This window comes from Actinomyces sp. oral taxon 180 str. F0310, assembly GCF_000185285.1.
Taxonomy (GTDB): domain Bacteria; phylum Actinomycetota; class Actinomycetes; order Actinomycetales; family Actinomycetaceae; genus Pauljensenia.
Map to the genome: position 1 here is coordinate 1,292,676 of NZ_GL622194.1, position 19,562 is coordinate 1,312,237.

The window sequence follows — 19,562 nt, forward strand, 5'->3', positions numbered from 1 at the left end:
CCAACGACAGAAAAGGTATAGCCCGTGAGCACCAACGCCCCCCGGTACAGGAACTCCCTCCCGACACCCAAACCTTCTCGAGCGACACGCGCCTTCGTGGTCGGCGTCACTTTCCTCGCGGTCCTCGCCACCTCCCTCACCTTCTCGCTCGGCACCAGCGCCCTCCAGCTCCCTGGCCCGACGGCGACCCCGCCTCCGCACATCACCGGCCCGGAACAGACGGCGCAGCCGGACGCGATCGGCTACCACGGACAGGCCACCAACACGGGCGAGCTCTCCAGCTCGTGGGCCTCGGGCATCGCGACGGCTTGGACCCTGCCCGCCAGCGACGCTCTCCTGCCCGCGCAGTTGATCGCCGAGGGCTCGACCCTGTACGCGCTGTCCTACGGAAGCGGCGCCGACGCGGTGGTCACCGTGTCCGCCTACGACGTCTCAGGGGCCGAGCCGGTCGCACAGTGGAGCACGACCGGACCGCTGCCGTCCCGGATTCGCGCCGAGGCGTTCCCATCCTCCGTCTCGACCCAGGACGAGATTCTGCTCAGCGACATCATCGTCGATCGGTCGACCGGCAGCCAGACGCAGGCCCCCTGGGGCTCCGACCTCCCGATGGGGGTGGCAGACGGCGTCCTCGTCACCTGCGACACCTTCAGCTCGTGCTCCGGATGGTCCCACGAGTCGGGAGAGTGGACGACACTGTGGTCCACACAGACCTCGCCCCAGCGCCGCGCGGGCCTCGCACACTCGGGGCTCACGAAGCCCACGACGGCCGTCATCAGCAGCGGTACGGACAAGGCCGTGGTCGTCCCCGTCGACGAGGCTCACTTTGCCCCGCAGATCATCAACCCGACCACGGGCGCACTCACGACGCTCGGGGAGGCCCCCTCCGGGCTCTGCCCTTCAAGCTCCAGGGTCACGCTGGCAGGAGATGGACTCCTCGTGGCCGGAGAGAAGGAAACCATCGCCTACAACACCGCAGGCCAGGTTGTCGGCACGTTCAACGCCGGTTGGGAGCTCGACAAGTTCCCAACGACCGACCGCGAGCTCCCGAGCGTGGCATTCCTCGGAGCGTTCTTGACGCAGGGCAACGCCCAGTGGACGTCTGGCGCCCTGGAGCGCGTCTATTCCAAGGATGCAAACGGCTACATCCTGTCGCTCACTCTCAGCAACGGGAAGAACCTCACGCTCAACCCCGGCGAGTCATTCCGTGAAACTCGAGGGGGCGAGGGATGGTCCGTCGCTCAGGTGCGCGCCAGCTCCGATGGCAAGGCACTGTACATCCAGGGCTACTCAGGCAGCCCCACGGACTCGTTCTTCTTCAACGCGGAGGATCCGATGACGTACGTGTCGCCGGTCATGAACGAGGCGACGAACTTCGTGTGGGTCTACGACGACTTGCTCGTCGGGGCTCGCGCCGACGCAATCGTTGCCTTCACGCCCGACACCCACTAGGCGGAAGGGCAAAGGATCGTCCCCGACGCCCGAGACTCACTCGGATGTCGGGGACGTATCGCTTGCAGGCGCGGGCGCCTCGTCAACGAGCTCAGTTCTCCATGTGGTCCAGGGTCGCGCGGTGTGCCTTGACGGGGATCGTCAGGGCAAGTCCGACGGCGAGGATCAGCATGATGCCGAGGATGCCCCAGTAGGTGTAGTCCTGCCCGCTCGGCGTGAGGGCCGCGCCGATGGCGAGGAAGAGGCTGTACATGGCGGGCGCCATGAAGGACACGGCGCGACCGGTGGTGGCGTAGAGGCCGAAGACCTCGCCTTCGCGTCCCGCGGGGATGATGCGAGAGAGGAACGAGCGCGACGCCGACTGCGTGGGACCGACGAAGACGCAGAGGATCAGGCCGAGGGTCCAAAAGACGAGGGGCCCGTTGGAGTGGAGGAAGAAGACACCGAATCCGGCGACGACCATGGCGGATAGGGACAGGATGATGACCTTCTTTGGTCCGATCTTGTCGTCGACCCACCCGAAGGCGACGGTCGCCAGGCCTGCGACGATGTTGGCGGCGATCGCGAAGAGCATGACGTCGCTGGCGCTGAAGCCGAAGGCGGTCTTGGCCAGGACGGCCCCGAAGGTGAAGACGCCGGCCAGCCCGTCGCGGAACACGGCGGAGGCGACGAGGAAGAACAGGGTGTGGGGGGCCTCGCGCTTGAGGGTGCGCACGGTGTGCCACAGCAGCTTGTAGGATTCGAGGATGTTCTCGTGGCTCGGGCCGCTCTGCGGGTTCTTGGGCAGCGGCGGGTTCAGGATGACGGGGAGCGCGAAGCCGCCGAGCCACAGGGCTGCGATGACCATCGAGATGCGGATGTTCAGGTGGGAGTCGGTGGGCACGTGCGCGAGGTTCACGCCGATGAGCCCGACGTAGAGGATGAGCAGCAGGACGATGCCGCCGATGTATCCGGCTGCCCAGCCGAAGCCGGAGATCTTGCCTCGGTCTTCCTTCTCCCCGAGGTGGTTGAGCATCGCGTTGTAGTTGACGGACGCGAACTCGAAGAACACGTTGCCGAGTCCGAGTAGCGCGATTCCGAGCATGAGCGCGCCGTTGGCCCCCAGGACCGATTCTGGGTGGACGAAGTACATGGCGAGCATGCACACGACGACGGCGCCCGTGAACCATCCGAGCCAGACGCCGCCTCGGCCTCGCCGGTCGGCGCGCTGACCCGTGATGGGGGCGAGCAGGGCGATGAACAGGCCGGCGATCGTCATGCCGTTGCTGAGCATGGACGAGGCCGTTCCCGAGTCGGTGAAGACACCGTCGCTGGTCAGGTAGGTCGTGAACACGAAGGTCGTGGCGACCGCGTTGAAGGCGGCGCTGCCCCAGTCCCACGCCGCCCAGTCGATGACTTTGCGCGTGATGACGCGGCGGGTGGAGGAGGTCGAGGTGCTCATGAGGTCTGGGTTCCTTCGGTGGGAGTTCTCGGCGGCGCGTGTGCGTCCAGGGTGAAACTACCACGTTTCGCCCCTCCGACGTACCCGAGGCCGTTGAGCGGCGACGGCCGAGGAATCGGCAACGCTGGAGGAGCGCGTGCCCTATGCTGGGGTGTCGGGCGAAGGAGAGACACGATGACAACCCCTGCACTCTTGAGCGCTCCCGAGGCGGACGAACGACTGTCGAAGGCGAGCAACTGGGCTCGCACAGCGGTCTTCTCCCCTCTCGCAGCAATCCTCGTCCTGTTCCTCCACGGGCACCTGCCCGTCGGCTTGGTCCTGTTCCTCTCGGGAATGTTCTTCCTCATGTGCATCGTCTCCCTCGCCGTCGGGCTTGGAGAGCACGCACGCCACGGTGGCGGCTGGATCGTGCACGTCGAGGGCGAAGGGCTGGTCATACATCCCTCCCTGGCCAACGTTCGCGCGCTCTACATCAGCCTCGTGATCGGGATGGCCTGCGGACCGGTCGCGCTCGTCATTGAACTGGCACTTCGAGACAGCCTAGCGGGCATCATCGGCACCGTCATCGTCGGTTTCTTCTTCTCGGCGGCATCCTTCGTCTACATAAGGGTTCTTCCCCACCGGCCCACACTGATCCACCGCGGGCCGATCATCCGGGTATGCCCCGATCATGTCGAGTTTCAGCCGCTCCTCGACGATTCTCCGACGCGCATTCCGTGGGACTCGCGCCCCACCATCGAGGGTTTCTCCCAGGTGACGCTGAACTACGTTCCGTACATATTCATGCACGTGTCCGTTGAGGGGGCCGACCGGGACATGGTCTTGGATATGACAGGCACTCCCATACCGTTCGCGTGGCTCACGCGCATCATCAATTACTTCAACGACAACCCGGATAGGCGCGATGCTCTCGGCCTGCGGGAGGGCGCGAGCATCGTGCGCGCGATCCTGACAGCCCCCTAAGCAAGGGAGGACGCGCGGGATAGAGCCCAGCGTCTTTCCGCCAGCAACCGATGCGCCACGACCCAAGGAGCCGGATTATGAGAGTTCATCTGCGGCCTAACAGGTGCGAGTCCCCCGCGCGTTTCCCGTGGGAGAGTACGCCTCACGTCGCACGCATCGAAGCGCCACAGGTGAAACACCATTCCATCGACCTGGCACACCTCCCCTACTACATGTTTGGAGAATCGTGGTGACTACGGCACGTCTGATCGACACGTCTGAAGTGGATGAGAATCAGAGTAGAGCGAGCAATTGGATCAAGGTTGCATGCGTGCTTGCTGCGTCCACTGTCATCGGCGTTTTCCTGAGCAGATACGTCTCAATGAGCATCACCATGTTGTTGACGTTCTACTCATTGCTCGGTACGCTCCTGGCGACCGGCCTCGGATTACATCGACTGTGGCTCGACCACAGGGGCCCAACGGTTCACATTGATGAGGGAGGGGTGGCAGTTTATCCCACCCTCACGGCCATTCGGGTCAGCTACGTGTTCATGATCGCCGTCGCGACATGGGGACCGGCGGCTATCGTCTTCTACGTGCTTCGACCCGACAGCGTAGGCGGCATCGTCCTCGGCATCTCGTTTTCGTTCTTGGGTTATGTTCTGCTCCGGCGAACGCCATATCGGCCGTCCAACATCCACCACTCACCCATCATCACCCTCACGCCCACCCACCTGGGAATTCATCCACTCCTGAGCGATGTCGCCACCACAATCCCGTGGGACAAGCAGCCGCGCATTGAGGGCATCGAGCAGGTGAAGACAACCTACGACAGCTACAACCTGCTACATGTATCCGCTCGCGACATCAAGGGTACGCTGCGCCTCGACACGATGGGGTTACCCCTACGATTCTGGCAGCTTAAGCGGATCATTAATCACTTCAACACCCACCCTGAAGACCGCGCGATCCTTGGGACCCCAGGGGGCATCGACCTCGTCGCCGAGATCATCACAGCGGGAGGCTCGGCATGATTGCTCTGCGCTTCGTAAGACGGCCGCTGGATCCCCACCAGGCGGACGTCATCAGACGGCGGGCATGGGGCGTGTCGGTCCTCCTGTACGCCCTCGGTATCGCCGCTACGATCCCCCTCATTGTTCTCGTGGCACAGGGAAACGCCCCACGCATGCTGGTCCACAGCCTCGCCATTGCGCTTATCGTTCTCATCTGCTTCGTTCCCACCGCCATCGCGTATGCCCGCTCCCCCATGCGTGAGCCACGGATTGTCTTCGCCAGGTACGACGACGAGCGCGTGGTCTGCGAGATCGAGCTCATCGCGGACACCACCGTCGCGCGCCTACGTTCCGCCGGATTCGCGTGGGGGATCAGCGGTATTGTCATTTCCCTCATTCCGCTTGCGTTCTCATCGAGTCCCAAACACGGATTTGCCCTATCCGTCGGCACAGTCTTTATGCTCGGCTCCTTGTTCCTCAAGCAACCAACCGTCTTTTTCCCTCAACCAGAGAAATTTAAACGCCAGAGGATCGCTCTTCACCCGGCCGGAGTCATCGTCGCGAACCCAACTCTTTCTCCCAGCCTTATCATGACAGACTGGGCTGCAGCACCCTACATGGGGACGACCCGCGCGGGGGTCACCGATCTTCACTGGGAGGCAGACGGCGAGAAGGGCATCTCTCGCCTGCTTTTGACGGATCTGGGATTATCCTTTGTGGCTCTGGAGCGCATCATGCGCTACTTCGTTGCCAACGCCGACCAGCGCGACGTGCTCGCCACTAGGGACGGCGTCGCGGTCGTGCGAGCCATCCTACGCGGCAGCGCTCCGCCCAGGTTCTAGGGGTGGGCCTCCGCGTCGGCGAGGAGGCGCGCGATGGCCAGGTCGAGGGGGCGCGTGACCTTCAGGGAGAGCTCATCTCCGGCAACGGTCTGAACGGAAGCTCCGATGGCCTCGACGAGGCCGGCGTCGTCCGTGGCAGCAGCCGCCTCGTCCGCGCCCAGGGAGGCGCCCGCCTCGTGCGCGCGAATGAGGACGTCCCAGCGGAAGCCCTGCGGAGTCTGCACGGCGACCATGTCGGAGCGGCGAGGCGTGCCGACGACCACGCCAGAGGCGTCCACGGTCTTGAGAGTGTCGGTGACGGGAAGGACGGGGATGACGGCCCTCGCCCCGCCGCGCACAGCGCCAATGACGCGGCGCGTCACCTCGGGGGGCGTCAGAGGCCGGGCCGCGTCGTGCACGAGGACGATCGAGTCCGGCTCGCGCTTCCCGAGCGCAGTCAGGCCGAGGGCCACGGATTCCTGACGCGAGCGATCGGAGCCGGCGACGACGGTGAGGTCGTCGATATCGGACAGGGCGCTGCGAAACTCCTCGATCGACGAGGCCGGGGCCGTCACGACGATCGCGCCCACTCCCCCGGCGCGTAGGCCTCGGGCCGCCCACCACACAAGGGGGCGACCCGACAATTCGACGAGGGCTTTGGGGCACTCGCAGCCGAGACGAGATCCGGACCCCGCGGCCGTGAGGACCGCGCGCACCTCACTGGGCAAGGGCATCGTCCTCGATCTCGATGCGCCCCTCGGCGAGAACGGAATCGAGCCGCTCGGCCGCCGCTGTCTTCTCGATGTTGCGGGCGAGGGCGAGCTCGGAGGTCAGGATGGAGCGGGCCTTCGTCAGCATGCGCTTCTCGCCCGTGGACAACTTCTTCAGATCATCGCGGCGAGTCAGGTCGCGCACGACTTCGGCGACCTTCACGATGTCACCCGTGGCAATCTTCTCCTGGTTCGCCTTGAAGCGGCGAGACCAGTTCGTGGGTTCCTCAACGTAGGGGGCGCGCAGGACGGAGAGGACTTCCTCGAGCCCGTCCTCGTCAACAATGTCGCGTACGCCGACCATGTCGACGTTCTCTGCGGGGACCTGAATCTCGAGGTCCCCCTGGTTGACACGCAGCTTCAGGTAGGTGCGCTCTTCACCGCGAATGGTGCGCGTCATGACCTCTTCAATCGTGGCAGCACCGTGGTGCGGGTAGACAACCGTCTGACCGATTTCGAACGACATGGAAGAACTCCTGGATGCTTGCGTGGACAGCACACCCATTCTACCAGCTGAGAGTCGTATAGCGCCCAGACAGTGTGAAAGCTCAACACTACACTCATCGCCATAGCGACACAAACGAACATCGGCGCGTGTCTCACCCGGCGTTCAGGCGCCCCGCTCCGGGGAAGAAGCGGTGCGACCGGCGCGTTGGGAGTCGCGCCATGTCCGCACCGATTCGACGGCGAAGCCCCAGCTTCGTCTGATGGACGAGGCCGGGGCTTGCGCGTCGCTCACTTGCCCTGGTTGGCGACCGCGGCGATCTTGGCCTCGGCCTCGGGATCCAGGTAGGTGCCGCCCTTCTTGATGGGCTTGAGGGTTTCCTCGTCGAGCTCGTACACGAGCGGGATGCCGGTGGGGATGTTGACGCCGGCGATGTCCGCGTCGGAGATCTCATCCAGGTGCTTGACGATGGCGCGCAGGGAGTTGCCGTGCGCGGCAATCATGACGGTCTTACCGGTCTTGATGGCCGGAACGATCGTCGCATCCCAGTAGGGGAGCAGGCGCGCGATGACGTCCTTCAGACACTCGCTCATGGGAACGGGTTCGCCGGCGTAGCGCGGATCGGCGTCCTGAGAGAACTCCGAACCCGCCTCGATGGCTGGCGGGGCAACGTCGAAGGAGCGGCGCCACAGCATGAACTGTTCCTCGCCGTATTCGTCGCGGATTTCCTTCTTGTTCTTGCCCTGCAGCGCACCGTAGTGGCGTTCGTTGAGGCGCCAGTTGCGCTCGACGGGGATCCAGTGACGATCAGCGGCATCGAGCGCCAGGTTGGCGGTCATGATGGCTCGACGCAGCATCGAGGTGAACAGGAGGTCGGGCTTCACTCCGGCTTCCTTGAGGAGCTCGCCACCGTGAGTAGCCTCCGCGCGGCCCTTGTCCGACAGCGGAACATCCACCCAACCGGTGAAGAGGTTCTTTGCATTCCATTCGCTCTCGCCGTGGCGGAGCAGCACCAGTTTGTAGCTCATGTCTCTATTGTTCCACAGGCGCGTCTCGACTCCCACACCCCGTGTCGTTGATCACGCCACAGAATGGGCCGCGGTGCCGCAACCCCGCGAATGCGAAGGAGAATCGCGATCCATGCTCGACCCCCAGGCACATTCCCGGCGACTGCCCAACTGACCTCTTGACTTTCACCTCAGAACGTTGAAATACCGGCGTTTTCGACACTTACCGGATCATTGTCCATCTTGTATTTTTCCCGTACGGTAGGGGCATGAATACTGCGCGCTCCTCCCTGACAGTTCTCACGCTCCTCGCCGCGACCACCCTCACGCTGGGTGCCTGCGCGGCCTCGAAGCCCCACGATTCTGCGGCTTCGCCGAGCGCGGCAGCATCCACTCCCTCCCCGTCCGCCTCAACCGACACCGTGCCGACGGTGCCGGGGTATCGCCCCGGCGAGATCCCCCCGGTCCCCCTCTTCACTGTCCCTTCCATGGATGTGTTCGCCTCGAACGCGGACAAGGCCGTCATCCAGACCGCCTCCTCATCCCTCCAGTCCGTCCCGGGCATCACGGTTTCCCCCGCCAAGTGCGACGGCAACGTCCTCATCTCGGGCAGCACGGTCTTCGGCGGCGACGGCTCAGCATCAACCTCGACAGGAGACGGACTCGTCATCAACAACGGAGACGGCGCAGGCTCGATCGTCGAAGGCCCTATCACCATCATCTACGGCGGTGACGGCAGCGGGTCCTACGTCAACTCCGACACCCAGGTGTCCCTGTTTATCCTTTCGGACGGTGGGGGAACATACTCCGCCGGGCCGGTCAGCGTCTTCATTGACAGCCGCGGCTACGGCAACTACTCCAACTCCGAGACCGACGAGAGTATCGTCAACAACGGCGATGGCTCGGGCAACTACGCGGTCGGGAAAACAACAATCTATAACAATAGAGATGGATCGGGCAGCTATAGCGATGGAACATTGTCGATCATCAACTATGGTGACGGTACGGCATTGGTGAACGGGGTGACGATCACGGACGCACCCAGGGTTGAGCCGCTCCCTGCGCTCGGGAAGTTCCCGCCGGTGGAGTCACTGAAGCCGGTGGAGTCCTGCGGGACGGTCATCACCCTCGAGGACAGCATCCTCTTCGATTTCGGCAAGTCCGACATCCGACCCGACGCCGCCCAAACCCTCTCCACACTCGCCACCGTCCTCAACAACGCCAAAGTCCCCGCCGCACACATCTACGGACACACCGACTCCGTCTCCGACGAAGCCTTCAACCAGAAACTCTCCGAAGACCGAGCAAACGCCGTCATGAACGACCTCAGCAAGAACGGCGTCACCGCGACCCTCGACGCCACCGGCTACGGCGAAACCAAACCCGTGGCCCCCAACGAAAACCCCGACGGAAGCGACAACCCCGCCGGACGCGCCCTCAACCGCCGCGTCGAAATCTACATCCCCGCCTTCTAGTACCCTGTGGCACGAAGCAACCCAATTCCGACCTACGAAACGGAGACAACATGTCCCTGAAGTCCCTCGTCCCGCTGGCCGCCGCCGTTGCGATCTCGTCCGCCGCCCTGAGCGGGTGCGTCATCAACTCGCCCTCCTCCAGCCCCTCTTCCACCGAGTCCTCCAGCCCCACAGCCGCCGCCTCGCCCGAGGCATCGGGTTCCTCGGCGAGTTCCGACCAGAAGACGGACGCTTCCGCGCCCTTCACGATCAACGATTCCGGCACCAAGGTGCGCATTCCGGACGGAACCACGAAGGTGGTGATTAATGGATCCAACCTCGAGGTTGACGGCGACGACGTCACCGAGATCACCGTCAGTGGTTCCAACAACCACATCGATGTGGATTCTGTTCAGCACGTGAGCTTCACGGGTTCCAACAACGTCATCGAATACGACAACGGAAACGCTCCCCATGTCATGAGCGATTCCGGAACAAATAACACCGTCACGAAGAACTGACGAAAACTATCTGGGGGCCGCGCGATGCGCGGCCCCCAGATAGTGCAGCGATTGGGGCGCGCAGGAAACTGCGCGCCCCAATCCGTTGGGCTCCTCAGGCGTTGGCCTTGCGATAGGCCTCAACGATCGGGGCGGGGATGCGCCCGCGGTCCGAGACCTGATGCCCCTCGGCGAGAGCCCACGCACGAATCTTCGCGTTCTCGAGACGCTGCGTCGGGTTTCCTGCGTTGCCGCGGCGGCGAGTGGAACCGGTCTTGCGCCCGGCCTTGATGTAGGGCTGGATGGCCTCGGCGAATTCCTCAAAGTGCTCGCGGCTCAGATCGATCTCATACGAGGCGCCATTGAATGCGAATCGGACCGTCTGATCGGCGGGCGATCCATCGAAATCATCGACAACTTCCACAATCTTCGTCGTCTTCTTCATGTACTCACTCCTTCATGCGTTCCAAGAATTCCAGATCCCTATCAACATGGAATTCAATGAAATCAGATTAACGCAATTCGCCATATCTTTCTCATCATCCCATTCACGCGCCGAACGTGAGTTACGCTGCACTGATTTCTAGCTGTGGGTAATTGAAAGTTATACTCGTAGCCGCCCGCGAGGTCGTCATCGGCCTCGCCGGTGAGGAGCACGACACGAGGAGAAGCAGTGAGCCGAGCACACCACCCCCGCGCAGCAGCCTGGGAACTCTACTTCACGGCGACCGCGCGCCTCACCGAACGCATCGAAGCGGCACTCAAGGGGCAGGCCGGACTCTCCATGCCCGAATACTCCGTCCTGCTCATGACCGACCGCGCGGGAGAGGAGGGAATCCGCCCCTCCGTGCTGGCCCATCGGGTCGTCTTCTCACGTTCGCGCCTCACGCACACGATGAAGCGCCTCGAATCACGCGGACTCATCGAGCGCCGCCCCTGTCAGGGCGACGGGCGCGGCGGCCTCGTCTTCCTCACGCTCGACGGAAAGACTCTCTTCGACAAGGCTGCGCTCATCCAGCGCGCCGTCATCCGCCGCCTGTTCCTCGACGACATCACACCCGAAGAGGTGTCCGTGCTCACCTCCCTTTTCTCCAGGGTCAGCGCGCGCCTTGACGAGGATTCACTGTGCTGAGCCACACCCGCCGCCTCGCTGCAGCCACCGTGGCCACCGGCATCATTGCCGGCCTCGTCGGCCTGGCGTGCATTCACCTGCTGCATTGGATCCAGGCGCTGGCCTGGAACATGCATTCGGGCACGCTCCTGCAGGCCGTGAGCGCCGCCTCCCCCGCTCGCCGCGTCGGAGTCCTCGCCCTGGCCGGAGTGATCGGCGCGCTGTCCTGGTTCTTCCTCTTCCGGCGCAATCAGACGATCACGTCGGTCGGCGCCGCGGTGGAGGGCACGCCGATGCCTCCTCTTCGGGCCGTGTGGCACGCCCTCACCCAGATCGTCATCGTCGGCCTCGGGGCCTCGGTCGGACGCGAGGTCGCCCCCCGAGAGATGGCCGCAGCGCTCGCCGCCGCGGCGGCCGATCGGCTCGGCCTGTGCGCGCAGGACCGCAGGATCATCGTCGCCTGCGGAGCAGGCGCGGGACTGGCGGCCGTCTACTCGATTCCGCTGTCGGGAGCCATCTACACCCTTGAGGTCCTCCTCGTCTCCCGATCCGCGCGCGCCGTCGCACCCGCCCTCGTCAGTTCTTCCATCGCAGTCCTCCTGTCGACGGGTTTCACCAGGCCCGCCTTCTTCTACTCGCTTCCCCCCCTCACCCCTTCCCTGTCTCTCACAGTGTTTGGGGCGCTCGTCGGTCCGCTCCTGGGGGCGGCCGGGTGGGTGTTTCGCCGGGTGGTCGCCTCCCTCGGTTCGGCTCGCCCACGCGACTGGCGCCTCCTCGTCGCCATGCCGCTCTGCTTCACTCTCGTCGGCCTCGTCTCGACCCGGGTGCCCTCGGTGCTCGGAAACGGGCAGGCCAGCGCCCAAACCCAGTTCGACGCCGCCTGGGCCGCAGGAGCCGGCGTCGCCCTCGCCGCGCTTGTCCTCGTTGCCAAGACCGCCACAACCCTCGCGACGATTCGCTCCGGCGGCTGGGGCGGCGTCCTGACTCCCGCGGTTGCCTTGGGGGCGGGTCTCGGGGCCGTCATCGGACTGCCCTGGGCCGCCGCATGGCCGGGATCACAGGTTGCGGCCTTCGCGTTCCTGGGCGCGGCAGCCTTCCTCGGCGCATCCATGAAGGCCCCCTTCACCGGCCTCATCCTGGTCATCGAGTTCACCGGCGAGGGCGCCACGATCCTCGTGCCCGCGGTTCTCGCGGTCGGTGGCGCCACCGCAGCCGCCAGCTGGCTTGCCCGCAGGCACTCCCGGGGAAGTCTCACCGCGAGCTCAGCACCTGGATCCCCGCGGTTCACGGACGAATCCGGGCGGTGAGGAGGCCCGGCGGACCTGCGTCATTCGACCGATGCTGCTTCCCCCTCGTCACGATCATATCTGCGCGAGCGCCTGTTCCAGGTCCGCGATCAGGTCCCCTGCGTCCTCCAGGCCCACCGCCAGGCGCAGCAGCGTCCCGGGCACCCCGCCCACGCCGCCCGCGCGCGTCGAGTGCGTCATGATCGCAGGATGCTCGATGAGGGACTCCGGAGCGCCCAGCGACGCCGCCAGCGTGAAGAGGCGCGTACGCGTCGACAGGCGGATGGCCGCCTCCTCGGTGGCCACCTGGAAGGAGAGGACCCCGCCCACGCCTCGCGGATTCTGGCGCCGCGCAATCCCGTGACCCGGGTCCGAGGCCAGGCCCGGGTAGTGCACGGAGGTGACCTTGGGGTGCTCGGCCAGGTACTCGGCGACCCTCTGCGCATTCTCGCAGTGTCGCTCGACCCGTAGAGCGAGCGTCTTCAGGCCCCGGTGCGCAAGGTAGGTGTCCCGCGGGGAGGGCACGTGCCCGAGCGTCATCTGCAGCTTGACCGCCTCCGCGGCCGCATCCGCCTCGTCGAAGAAGGGGGTGACGTGGGCGGGGAGTGTCAGGTCATCGCGCAGCACGAAAGCCCCTCCCACGACGTCCGAGTGCCCGGCCACGTACTTCGTGGTCGAGTGCACCACGGCGTCCGCTCCCAGGTCGAGGGGACGCTGCAGAACGGGGGTCGCGAAGGTGTTATCGACCACCAGCAGGCCGCCCACCTCGTGAGTCAGCTCCGCGATGGCGGCGATGTCGGTCACCGTGAGAAACGGGTTCGACGGGGTTTCCACCCAGACGATCTGGGGGCGAGCCCTCCGAATCGCGCACGCCGCCACGTCCACGTCGGTCAGATCCACCGACTCCGATGCGATGCCCTCGGCGGGTTTGATGACGCTGAGCAGTTTGTGCGTGCCCCCGTACACGTCGGTCGAGTGCACGACCTGATCCCCCGGTCTGGCCAGCAGGCGAATGAGCGTGTCTTCCGCGCTCATTCCGGACGGGAAAGCGAAGCCGTTCCGCGCGCCTTCCAGGGCCGCGATTGCCCCCGCGAAGGCGTTGGTCGTCGGGTTAGCGCAGCGGCCGTACTCGTAGCCGTCGCGCAGCTGCCCGGGCCGGTCTTGAACGTAGGTGGAGGCGACGTGGATCGGGGGAACGACGTCGCCGGTCACCGGATCCGGCGCACAGCCGATGTGAATGGCCAGCGTTGCAAGGTCGTGACAGTCGGGGGAGTCCATGCCCTCACGCTACGAGGCGTTCAGCCCCCGCGCCGGATCGGTTCGTCCGCCGGTCGATTGTGACAGCAAAGGGTCGGCGCGCACGCCCTAGATCCAACCCGCGAGCGCGATGCGCGCCTGTTCCTCCAGGGCGCTCACGGCCCCATCCGACGCGTTCGCCCACGGCACGTAGTGGTAGTCCCCGCCCCCCGCCTCGGTGAAGGTCTCGCGGTTGAGCTGGTCGATCTCCTCCAGCGTCTCCAGGCAGTCGGCCGTAAATCCTGGGCATATGACGTCGACGCGGGGGCAGTGCTCGCCACCGAGCCTCGCCATTTCCTCGATTGTTTGCGGTCCCAGCCACTCGGCGCGGCCGAAGACGCTCTGGAATGTCGCAGTGAGCGTCCCCATCGGCAGCCCGAGCCGAGCTTCGAGGGCCGCCACGGTTCGACGGCATTCGGCGCGGTAAGGGTCGCCCGCCTGATCCATCGCCACGGGAATCGAGTGGAAGGAGACGACCACGCGCTCTCCGGCCAGGAAGTTTGGGCGCCCCTCGCGCTCCCAGTGGGCCTCCAGCGCGACGGCGAGCGCGTCGATGTAGGCGGGCGAGGCTGGGAACGAGCGGTGCAGGCGCATCTCGAATCCGTCTCGGTTGCGTCCGATCCAGGCGCACACGGCGTCGTTGATCGACGCGACCGTCGTCGCCGAATAATGGGGGTAGGCGGGAAGCACGGCCACGCGGCGCACGCCCTGGGCGTGCAGGCGATCCAACGCGGCGCCGATCGAGAGCTGACCGTATCGCATGGCAACCTCCACCCGCACGCCGGGAAGGCGCTCGCCGAGGAGGCGCGCCTGCTCACGGGTGTAGTGCATGAGGGGCGAGCCCTGCTCCAGCCAGATGCTGCGGTACTTGCGGGACACCTCGCGGGGGCGCACCCGCAGGATGATTCCTTCGAGGATCGGCTTCCACAGGAACGGGTTCATCTCGATGACGCGCCGGTCGGACAGGAACTCGCGGAGGAAGGCGCGCACCGGTCCGGGTTCGGGAGCGCTCGGGGTTCCGAGGTTAACCAGGACGAGGGCGACGGCGTCGTCGGGGCGGGAGGGCGCGGCTGCGGCGAGGGAGGCCTCGGCGACCTCGGGGTCCTGGGAGTTCATCACGCCTCCAGCGTAGTGATCGCGGTCCCGCGTGTCGCTGACGGGGTGTCACCTCCGCCCACGGGTGGAGCTCGGGTGAGCGCCTGGACGAGCGCGGGGCGGGGCACGCCGACCCTCCCGGTTTGCCCCACGGGAGCCGAGCCTTCAACGGGACCGGGGTGTCCCGCCTCCTAGGCGGGACACCCCGGTGCTGTGGCGAGCCGGGCAGGCTCACACCCCGGCCGTGAAGGGTAGGCTCAGGCCTGGCCGTTTTGCGAACGGATGAACCATGCCTGCTGCTCAAGGCGACGAATGTAGTCGTTGAGGATATCCGCAGAAGCCGAATCCTCGGCGTCGACCTTCTCGTGGACGTCGCGCATGGTGGCGACGGTGGCGTTGATCGCGGCGACGGCGAGCTCCTCGGCATCGTCCGTCTTGATGATCGTCTCGGGCACCGTGGGCAGGGTGTTGCGCTGCGCCACGACCTCAGGCAGGCCGTTGGGGACGGCCTGCATGGCGCGCATGCGCTCGGCGACCTCGTCGGAGGCCTCGCGCGCGATGTTAACGACATCGTCGAGGAAGAGGTGCAGCGAACGGAATCCGTCGCCCGTGATGTTCCAGTGCAGCTGCTTGCCCACGAGGGACAGCGCCGTCACGTCGGTGAGGACCTTCTGCAGGTTGCCTGCGAGGACGTCGGAAGCTTTGAAACCAGTGGACTCAACGGTCATGTTGATTCTCCTTCGCTCGTGTTGTTACGTGGCGGACCTACCCTCGCGGGACCGCCTCTTGGTCACATCCATCTTGGTCCTTTGGTCCCGCATTTTCTAGTCCTAACTCGCCGTTCGTTGCCTGTTTCACGGCGCGGCCACTTCCGGGAATAAAACGCCGAAAGCGCGCGTTATACCGCCGTTGGCTCGCACGCGACAGGTGGATAGGAGCGCCTTACCAATCTTGGTCGAGGCCGCGGTTACCTCACGGTCCCGTCCGCCCCGGCGAGCCACGGCTTGCCCGCGACTCGGCTGCGCCTCGACACCCGCATCCAGACATGCGCGGGGGAGAAGACACGAGCGCCCACCCCGAGCGGGGTGGGCGCATCCGAGCCGCCTGTGGGAATCGAACCCACGACCTATTCATTACGAGTGAATCGCTCTGCCGACTGAGCTAAGGCGGCCGAGCCTGCCGTTCCACCGTCTCCGGGGCGCGCAGGCAACGGCACAACTGTACTGGAATGTGTGCCGCGAGCGCAAACCAGGACACCCCCCTGAGGGATGTCGTGGGTCACGCACCTACTGGCACATGAGCCCGTCGGAGGGGACGGTGCCCTTGACCAGGTAGTCTTCGACGGCCCGCACGACGCACGGGTTCGCGCCGCGCCTGTATGCCGTGTGATTCCAGCCTTCGACCGACACGAGGACGCCGCTCGCCAGCTGACCGGAGAGCCCCTGAGCCATCGAGTACGGGGTGGCCGGGTCGTGGGTCGTCCCGATGACGACGATGGGCGCCGCCCCCTGCGCGGTGATGCGCGAGCGCGGGGCGTGGCGCGTGGGCCACGCTTCGAGGGCCGCCGACGGGTAGCCCACGTACTTGCCGAGGATCCGCAGGTCCTTCCTGAGGGAGTCCACCTCGGCGGCCCACTGCTCGCTGGTTCCCTCGGGCGCATAGTCGAGGTTGTTGATCGCATTGATCGCGTCGGAGGAGTTGTCCTCGTAGGTGCCGTCTTCGTTGCGCGAGTTGAGCGTGTCGGCGATGGCGAGCATGGCGCTGCCGTCCCCGCTGCGCCACGCGGAGGCAAAGGCCTGGGTGAGCTGGGGCCACCACTGCGTGTTGTACATGGCTCCGGTCATGGCGGTCACGGCCAGGTTCTCCGTCAGGGGGCGATCCGGGTTCGACGTGCGCAGCGGCTTGTCCTGCAGAGAGTCCAGGAAGGAACGGACCGTTTCGATCCCCTCGTCGCGGCTGCGTCCCATCGGGCACGAGGCCTGGGTGGCGCAGTCGCTGATCCACTGTTGGAGGGAAGCGTCCAGGCCGCGCATCTGCAGGGCCGCGACCTCGTTGACGCTGAGGGAGGGATCGAGGGCACCATCGAGGACGAAGCGGCCGACCCGCTCGGGGAAGAGCCCGGCGTAGGTGGCCCCCAGGAACGTGCCGTAGGAGTATCCGAGAAGGTTGAGGGTGTCCTGACCGAGGACGGCACGCACCATGTCGAAGTCGCGCGCCGCGCTGACGGTGTCGATGTGTTCGAAGAGGCTACCGGAACGCTCCTTGCATCCGGCGGCGAGGGTGCGCGAGTCCTCCTGGGCCGCTTCGATGGCCGACTGGGGGGACTCATCCCCGGTGTCGTTCGCGCCGTCCTCGCCCGCGTTTCGCTTGTCCTTCTCGTCGTCGCTCAGGCAAAAGACGGGGGTGGAGTCGCCCACCCCGCGCGGGTCGAGGGCGATGATGTCGTAGGCGTTGACGACGGACTCACCCAGTCCCTGGCTCGCGTAGTAGGGAAGAGCGGAGACGACCGCCCCGCCGGGTCCGCCCGGGTTGATAAACAGGGCGGGGGCGTTCTTGGAGCCGGAGCGGTGGACGGCGAGGGCCAACGAGATCTGGTTGCCGTCGGGCTGCGCCCAGTCGAGGGGCGCCTTCAGGAAGGCGCACTGGTACTCGCTGGCGTCGGAGGAGTCCACCCCCTGGAAGGAGCCGAAGGTGCCGGATGCGCACGCGCCCCACGTGATGGTCTGCTCGTAGTACGCCTGAGTCGATCCGGATTGCACCGGGATCGGAGGCGCCGACGACGTGGCCGTCGCTGCCGGAACGGGTCCCCTGTGCTGAGTCCCGTAGTAGCCGAGGACTGTCAGGACGATCGCGACGACGGCGAGGATCGCGACGGCGACGGCCGCGATGGAGCGTGTCTTCATGGCCCCGATTGTAACGGAGATTGCGGGGGTTAGTTTTACGCCTGGGGCCGCAGGGAGATCGCCATGTCCTCCAGGACGAGGAGTGTGTTTCCATTCGACTTCAGCCGCCGCCGCGCCGTCTCGATGTGGTCGACGCGGCTCAGCGTCTGGCGGGGAGTCGACTCGGCCGCGATCGAACGGACCAGGTCGGCCAGGTCGGTGTTGATGAGTTCTCCGTCTCCACCCACCTGCGTCATGAGGACGTCGCGGTAGATGGCGAGCAGGTCGATGAGGGCGCGGTCGATCGCGTCCGTGAGCGCGCGCTTGGAGCGGCGCTTCTGATCCTCCTCGAGCTGGCGGATGAGGGTGCGCGAGGCCTTGGTGGCGCGTTCGTCCTCCTCCATCCCGAGCTGGCGCAGCAGCTCCGCTTTCTCGCGCGCGTTGCGTTCGCTGACCTGCGCGTCGGCCTGAGCCTTGGCGGTCTCCAGGAGCCGTTCGGCGGCGAGCACCGCCTCTCCGACGCTTCGCACCGAGGCGGGAGCGGTGACGATGGCGCGCCTGCGCGCTCGCATCTCGGGGTCGGCGGCCAGCGCTCGGGCGAGGCCGATGTGGGATTGGGCGGCTCGCGCGGCCTCGAGGGCAACCTCGGGGGTGGCCACGCCCTCGCGCACGAGGAGGTCCGCGACCGCGTTGGCGGTGGGGATGCGCAGGCCGAGGTGGCGGCACCTCGACCGGATCGTGGCGATCATATCCTCCGGGCTGGGGGCGCACAGGAGCCAGACCGTGTGCTCGGGGGGTTCTTCAATGGCCTTGAGCAGGGCGTTCGCCCCCGCTTCACCCAGGCGATCCGCGTCCTCGACGACGATCACGCGCCACAGCCCCTGGGAGGGGGACGACTGGGCCTGGAGGACCAGGGAACGCGCGGTCTCAACGTTGATGATCGAGGTCTCCGTCGCGACGAAGAGAACGTCCGCATTGGTGCGCCCCGTGGTCGTGCGGCACCCCGGGCACGTTCCACAGCCGACCTCCTCGCCGGTGCACTGCAGGGCCGCCGCGAAGGCCCGCGCGGCCACGGATCGTCCGGATCCCGGGGGGCCGGTGATGAGCCACGCGTGGCTCATCGAGCGAGCGTCTTCCAAGGCGGCCGAACCCGCCCTGGAAGCCACGATCGCGCGCGCGCTGGCCGCGGCCTCGCTGAGCTTAGCGACCGCATCATCCTGTCCGACCAGGGAGGACCAGACGCTCATCATTCATCCCACAGGGCACCCTGGGATTCCCCGAGGGCGCCAACCATGGTCGCGGGCTTGCGGGAGGAGGGCGTCTCGCCGCCTCCCGTGCGCGGGGAGCGGCCGGCGTCGGGTGCCGGCTCCCCCGCGTCCCTCGCGGCTTCCGCGGATACGTCCGCGGCCTCGTCAATGGTGGCCACCCCACCTTCGAAGCGTTCGACGAGGACCCCGCGGATCTCGGAGAACACCTCCTCGACGGTGCCGACGGCGTCGATGACGACGATGCGATCCGGCTCCGCGTCGGCCAGGCGCAGGTACTCGTGGCGGACGCGCTCGTGGAAGTCCATGGACTCGCGCTCCATGCGGTCCGGGGCGTCGGTATGGCGCCGCAGCCCGACCTCGGGGGGCAGGTCCAGGAGGAACGTGAGCGAGGGGTAGAGGCCGCGGGTCGCCCACGCGGACAGGGACGAGATCTCGTCGACGCCCAGGGAGCGGGCCGCCCCCTGGTAGGCCAGGGAGGAGTCGATGTAGCGGTCCCCCAGCACGACCGCGCCGCGCTCGAGGGCGGGGGCCACGACCGTGGTCACGTGGTAGGCACGGTCCGCCGCATACAGAAGCGCCTCGGTGCGCGCATCCACGTCCTCAGGCCCGTTTTGCACCAGGCGACGGATCTCCGCCCCCAGCTCGGTGCCGCCCGGCTCGCGGGTGACAACGACCTCGCGTCCGCGACTCGCGAACCAGTCGCGCACCGCCAGGATCTGCGTGGACTTGCCGGAGCCGTCGCCGCCCTCGAAAGTGATGAACACTCCTCGCGCTGCCATC

The 19,562-nt window shown here is 66.2% G+C and carries 19 protein-coding genes and 1 tRNA gene; 8 read left to right on the forward strand and 12 right to left on the reverse strand.

Going from position 1 to position 19,562, the window contains the following annotated elements:
• The first annotated feature begins 24 nt into the window (after positions 1-24).
• The gene (locus HMPREF9006_RS05485) at positions 25-1,449 is read left to right on the forward strand and encodes a hypothetical protein (protein WP_083806943.1); all 1,425 of its coding nucleotides are present in this window, start codon (positions 25-27) and stop codon (positions 1,447-1,449) included.
• A 91-nt stretch (positions 1,450-1,540) separates the two neighbouring features.
• On the opposite strand, the gene HMPREF9006_RS05490 is transcribed toward HMPREF9006_RS05485, so the two are convergent.
• Positions 1,541-2,890 carry an MFS transporter gene (locus HMPREF9006_RS05490; RefSeq protein ID WP_009212578.1) on the reverse strand — a complete coding sequence of 450 codons (1,350 nt, stop codon included), beginning with the start codon at positions 2,888-2,890 and terminating at the stop codon, positions 1,541-1,543.
• A gap of 174 nt (positions 2,891-3,064) precedes the next feature.
• Between HMPREF9006_RS05490 and HMPREF9006_RS05495 the strand changes: the two genes are divergently transcribed.
• The 3 genes from HMPREF9006_RS05495 to HMPREF9006_RS05505 all read left to right on the forward strand — a co-directional run bounded on the left by HMPREF9006_RS05495 (position 3,065) and on the right by HMPREF9006_RS05505 (position 5,689).
• Complete coding sequence (locus HMPREF9006_RS05495; protein ID WP_009212579.1) at positions 3,065-3,853, forward strand: hypothetical protein; 789 nt, start codon at positions 3,065-3,067, stop codon at positions 3,851-3,853.
• Positions 3,854-4,079: 226 nt separating this feature from the next.
• Entirely contained in the window at positions 4,080-4,868 is a 789-nt protein-coding gene (locus tag HMPREF9006_RS05500) for a hypothetical protein (RefSeq protein WP_198002542.1), read from the forward strand.
• Complete coding sequence (locus tag HMPREF9006_RS05505; RefSeq protein ID WP_009212581.1) at positions 4,865-5,689, forward strand: hypothetical protein; 825 nt, start codon at positions 4,865-4,867, stop codon at positions 5,687-5,689. The genes HMPREF9006_RS05500 and HMPREF9006_RS05505 overlap by 4 nt, the downstream gene beginning before the upstream one ends.
• Here HMPREF9006_RS05505 and ispD read toward each other — a convergent pair.
• The 3 genes from ispD to HMPREF9006_RS05520 all read right to left on the reverse strand — a co-directional run bounded on the left by ispD (position 5,686) and on the right by HMPREF9006_RS05520 (position 7,911).
• Positions 5,686-6,402 carry a 2-C-methyl-D-erythritol 4-phosphate cytidylyltransferase gene (ispD, locus tag HMPREF9006_RS05510; RefSeq protein ID WP_009212582.1) on the reverse strand — a complete coding sequence of 239 codons (717 nt, stop codon included), beginning with the start codon at positions 6,400-6,402 and terminating at the stop codon, positions 5,686-5,688. The two genes, HMPREF9006_RS05505 and ispD, sit on opposite strands and share 4 nt — an antisense overlap.
• Positions 6,386-6,904, reverse strand: a complete 519-nt coding sequence (locus HMPREF9006_RS05515; RefSeq protein WP_009212583.1) for a CarD family transcriptional regulator — start codon at positions 6,902-6,904, stop codon at positions 6,386-6,388. The genes ispD and HMPREF9006_RS05515 overlap by 17 nt, the downstream gene beginning before the upstream one ends.
• 269 nt (positions 6,905-7,173) lie before the next feature.
• Entirely contained in the window at positions 7,174-7,911 is a 738-nt protein-coding gene (locus HMPREF9006_RS05520) for a phosphoglyceromutase (protein WP_034231207.1), read from the reverse strand.
• A gap of 248 nt (positions 7,912-8,159) precedes the next feature.
• On the opposite strand from HMPREF9006_RS05520, the gene HMPREF9006_RS05525 reads away from it, so the two are divergent.
• Positions 8,160-9,365, forward strand: a complete 1,206-nt coding sequence (locus HMPREF9006_RS05525; RefSeq protein WP_009212585.1) for an OmpA family protein — start codon at positions 8,160-8,162, stop codon at positions 9,363-9,365.
• 50 nt (positions 9,366-9,415) lie between these two features.
• Entirely contained in the window at positions 9,416-9,865 is a 450-nt protein-coding gene (locus tag HMPREF9006_RS05530) for a DUF3060 domain-containing protein (RefSeq protein WP_009212586.1), read from the forward strand.
• A gap of 94 nt (positions 9,866-9,959) precedes the next feature.
• Here the strand turns inward: HMPREF9006_RS05530 and HMPREF9006_RS05535 are convergent, their stop codons facing one another.
• Positions 9,960-10,289: a histone-like nucleoid-structuring protein Lsr2 gene (locus tag HMPREF9006_RS05535; protein WP_009212587.1), complete on the reverse strand. Its 330-nt coding sequence runs from the start codon at positions 10,287-10,289 to the stop codon at positions 9,960-9,962.
• Between the two features lie 228 nt (positions 10,290-10,517).
• Between HMPREF9006_RS05535 and HMPREF9006_RS05540 the strand changes: the two genes are divergently transcribed.
• Both HMPREF9006_RS05540 and HMPREF9006_RS05545 read left to right on the forward strand, forming a co-directional pair.
• Positions 10,518-10,976, forward strand: a complete 459-nt coding sequence (locus tag HMPREF9006_RS05540) for a MarR family winged helix-turn-helix transcriptional regulator (RefSeq protein ID WP_009212588.1) — start codon at positions 10,518-10,520, stop codon at positions 10,974-10,976.
• Positions 10,970-12,262: a chloride channel protein gene (locus tag HMPREF9006_RS05545; protein ID WP_009212589.1), complete on the forward strand. Its 1,293-nt coding sequence runs from the start codon at positions 10,970-10,972 to the stop codon at positions 12,260-12,262. Before HMPREF9006_RS05540 ends, HMPREF9006_RS05545 begins: the two co-directional genes overlap by 7 nt.
• A gap of 54 nt (positions 12,263-12,316) precedes the next feature.
• Here the strand turns inward: HMPREF9006_RS05545 and HMPREF9006_RS05550 are convergent, their stop codons facing one another.
• The 7 genes from HMPREF9006_RS05550 to tmk all read right to left on the reverse strand — a co-directional run bounded on the left by HMPREF9006_RS05550 (position 12,317) and on the right by tmk (position 19,561).
• Positions 12,317-13,519, reverse strand: coding sequence for an aminotransferase class I/II-fold pyridoxal phosphate-dependent enzyme (locus tag HMPREF9006_RS05550; RefSeq protein WP_009212590.1), 1,203 nt, complete (start codon positions 13,517-13,519; stop codon positions 12,317-12,319).
• Positions 13,520-13,606: 87 nt separating this feature from the next.
• On the reverse strand, positions 13,607-14,656 hold the full coding sequence (hemH, locus tag HMPREF9006_RS05555; protein WP_373567042.1) for a ferrochelatase: 1,050 nt from the start codon (positions 14,654-14,656) through the stop codon (positions 13,607-13,609).
• Positions 14,657-14,889: 233 nt separating this feature from the next.
• Positions 14,890-15,360, reverse strand: a complete 471-nt coding sequence (locus tag HMPREF9006_RS05560; protein ID WP_009212592.1) for a Dps family protein — start codon at positions 15,358-15,360, stop codon at positions 14,890-14,892.
• A 370-nt stretch (positions 15,361-15,730) separates the two neighbouring features.
• Positions 15,731-15,803, reverse strand: a tRNA-Thr gene (locus HMPREF9006_RS05565).
• 115 nt (positions 15,804-15,918) lie between these two features.
• Positions 15,919-17,535: an alpha/beta hydrolase gene (locus tag HMPREF9006_RS05570; protein ID WP_009212593.1), complete on the reverse strand. Its 1,617-nt coding sequence runs from the start codon at positions 17,533-17,535 to the stop codon at positions 15,919-15,921.
• Between the two features lie 35 nt (positions 17,536-17,570).
• A complete protein-coding gene (locus HMPREF9006_RS05575) occupies positions 17,571-18,764 on the reverse strand; it encodes a DNA polymerase III subunit delta' (RefSeq protein ID WP_009212594.1) in 1,194 nt (397 codons plus the stop codon).
• A complete protein-coding gene (tmk, locus tag HMPREF9006_RS05580) occupies positions 18,761-19,561 on the reverse strand; it encodes a dTMP kinase (RefSeq protein ID WP_034231209.1) in 801 nt (266 codons plus the stop codon). Before tmk ends, HMPREF9006_RS05575 begins: the two co-directional genes overlap by 4 nt.
• Position 19,562: the final 1 nt, after the last annotated feature.

Bases quoted from the DNA above. Each gene is read 5' to 3' on its own strand.
- HMPREF9006_RS05490 (WP_009212578.1), bottom strand. From the start codon at position 2,890: ATGAGCACCTCGACCTCCTCCACCCGCCGCGTCATCACGCGCAAAGTC.
- HMPREF9006_RS05495 (WP_009212579.1), top strand. From the start codon at position 3,065: ATGACAACCCCTGCACTCTTGAGCGCTCCCGAGGCGGACGAACGACTG.
- HMPREF9006_RS05505 (WP_009212581.1), top strand. From the start codon at position 4,865: ATGATTGCTCTGCGCTTCGTAAGACGGCCGCTGGATCCCCACCAGGCG.
- ispD (WP_009212582.1), bottom strand. From the start codon at position 6,402: ATGCCCTTGCCCAGTGAGGTGCGCGCGGTCCTCACGGCCGCGGGGTCC.
- HMPREF9006_RS05515 (WP_009212583.1), bottom strand. From the start codon at position 6,904: ATGTCGTTCGAAATCGGTCAGACGGTTGTCTACCCGCACCACGGTGCT.
- HMPREF9006_RS05520 (WP_034231207.1), bottom strand. From the start codon at position 7,911: ATGAGCTACAAACTGGTGCTGCTCCGCCACGGCGAGAGCGAATGGAAT.
- HMPREF9006_RS05525 (WP_009212585.1), top strand. From the start codon at position 8,160: ATGAATACTGCGCGCTCCTCCCTGACAGTTCTCACGCTCCTCGCCGCG.
- HMPREF9006_RS05530 (WP_009212586.1), top strand. From the start codon at position 9,416: ATGTCCCTGAAGTCCCTCGTCCCGCTGGCCGCCGCCGTTGCGATCTCG.
- HMPREF9006_RS05535 (WP_009212587.1), bottom strand. From the start codon at position 10,289: ATGAAGAAGACGACGAAGATTGTGGAAGTTGTCGATGATTTCGATGGA.
- HMPREF9006_RS05550 (WP_009212590.1), bottom strand. From the start codon at position 13,519: ATGGACTCCCCCGACTGTCACGACCTTGCAACGCTGGCCATTCACATC.
- HMPREF9006_RS05560 (WP_009212592.1), bottom strand. From the start codon at position 15,360: ATGACCGTTGAGTCCACTGGTTTCAAAGCTTCCGACGTCCTCGCAGGC.
- HMPREF9006_RS05570 (WP_009212593.1), bottom strand. From the start codon at position 17,535: ATGAAGACACGCTCCATCGCGGCCGTCGCCGTCGCGATCCTCGCCGTC.
- HMPREF9006_RS05575 (WP_009212594.1), bottom strand. From the start codon at position 18,764: ATGATGAGCGTCTGGTCCTCCCTGGTCGGACAGGATGATGCGGTCGCT.
- tmk (WP_034231209.1), bottom strand. From the start codon at position 19,561: ATGGCAGCGCGAGGAGTGTTCATCACTTTCGAGGGCGGCGACGGCTCC.